This is a genomic window from Streptomyces dysideae, assembly GCF_001514305.1.
Lineage (GTDB): Bacteria > Actinomycetota > Actinomycetes > Streptomycetales > Streptomycetaceae > Streptomyces > Streptomyces dysideae.
Window position 1 is genome coordinate 1 of the sequence record NZ_KQ949185.1, and the last position, 1,533, is coordinate 1,533.

Consider the following 1,533-nt stretch of genomic DNA (forward strand, 5'->3'; position numbering starts at 1 on the left):
TGTCCATTCACGGGTGGTGCTGACCTGAGGCGGGCCCCGGTGATCTCGGCGATCTGACGATCTTGTAGGTTCCTGGTCGTGTCGCAGGGGCCGTCGTACGAGGAGCTTGCCGCGCTGGTCGCTGTGCAGGCCCGGGTGATCGATGAGCTGCGGGCCGAGGTTGCTGAGCTGCGGGCCGAGAACGCGGAGTTGAAGCGTCGGCTGGGGATGGACTCCACCAACAGCAGCAGGCCGCCGTCGTTGGACGGGCTGGAGAAGAAGACGACGCGGTCGCAGCGGGTGCGGTCGAAGGACCGTAAGCCGGGTGGACAGCCGGGGCGGGCGGGCCGTTGCCTGGAGCCGGTCGCGGAGCCTGACCGTGTGGAACGGGTCGAGCCGGTCGAATGCGCCGGCTGCAACAGCCCGTTGTCCGGTGCGGCGCAGGAGGGTTTCCGGGCGGTCCAGGTCTTTGACATCCCGCTGATCGAGCGGGAAGTGGTCGAGGTGCGCCTGGTCCGGCGCCGCTGCCGGTGCGGGGCGGTGACCTGCGCGGACGCGCCACCGGGGATCAGCGGTCCGGCCTGCTACGGGCCGAACCTGCGGGCTTTCGCGACGCTGCTGGGCGCGGAGGGGCAGATCAGCACCGAGCGCACCGCCAAGCTCATTGCCGGGCTGCTGGATGTGGAGGTCTCCACCGGGTTCGTCGACCGCTGCCTGACGCGGCTGGACGCGCCGCTCGACCGGTTCGAGGCAGCGCTGAAGCAGGCCCTGCGCGCCTCGCAGGTGCTGGGCGCGGACGAGTCCCCGATCAGCCTGGCAGGTGAGCGCGGCTACGCCTATACCGTCCGGGCCACCGGCCTGACCTGGTACGGAGCAGCGGACAACCGCGGCCATGCCGCGCTGGACGGCTTCGGCATCCTGCCCGGCTACGCTGGCGTGCTGATCCGGGACGACTACGTCGGCTACCACAAGTACGACACCCACCTGGCCGGAGTGCAGCTGTGCTGCGCGCACCTGCTGCGCGACCTGCAGGGCGTCATCGACAACGCACCCGACCAGGAGCACGCGGCCTGGGCGAGGGCCGCTCAGCGGATCCTGCGCGAGGCCGGGCAGGCCGTCGGGCAGGCCCACGCCGCCGGACACACCACGCTGCACGAGAGCGAACAGGCCCGGATCGAGAAGGAGTTCCTGAACGCCGCCCGGTGCGGGATCAGCGTCAACCCGCACAGCAGCGGGAAGAAGCCCAAGGCCCGCCAGCTCGCCGAGCGTCTCCTCGACAAGGCCCAGCAAGTCCTCCGCTTCACCCGGGACTTCACACCCGGCCTCACCTGGACCAACAACGCATCCGAACAGGCCCTGCGGGACATCAAGGTCAAGATGAAGGTCAGCGGGTGCTGGCGCGGCCTGACCGGAGCCCGCCGCTACCTACGCATCCGCTCCTACCTGACCACCACCCGCGCCCACGGGCTCACCGCCATGCGCGCCATCCACGATGCGCTCACCGGCACCCCATGGCTCCCACCCGCCACAGCGTGACCACCCCGTGAATGGACA

General features: G+C 70.4%; 1 protein-coding gene. It reads left to right on the top strand.

Annotated features, from left to right (window positions below):
- Nucleotides 1–78: 78 nt before the first annotated feature.
- Nucleotides 79–1,515, top strand: coding sequence for an IS66 family transposase (tnpC, locus tag AQJ91_RS48280; protein WP_067036781.1), 1,437 nt, complete (start codon nucleotides 79–81; stop codon nucleotides 1,513–1,515).
- Nucleotides 1,516–1,533: the final 18 nt, after the last annotated feature.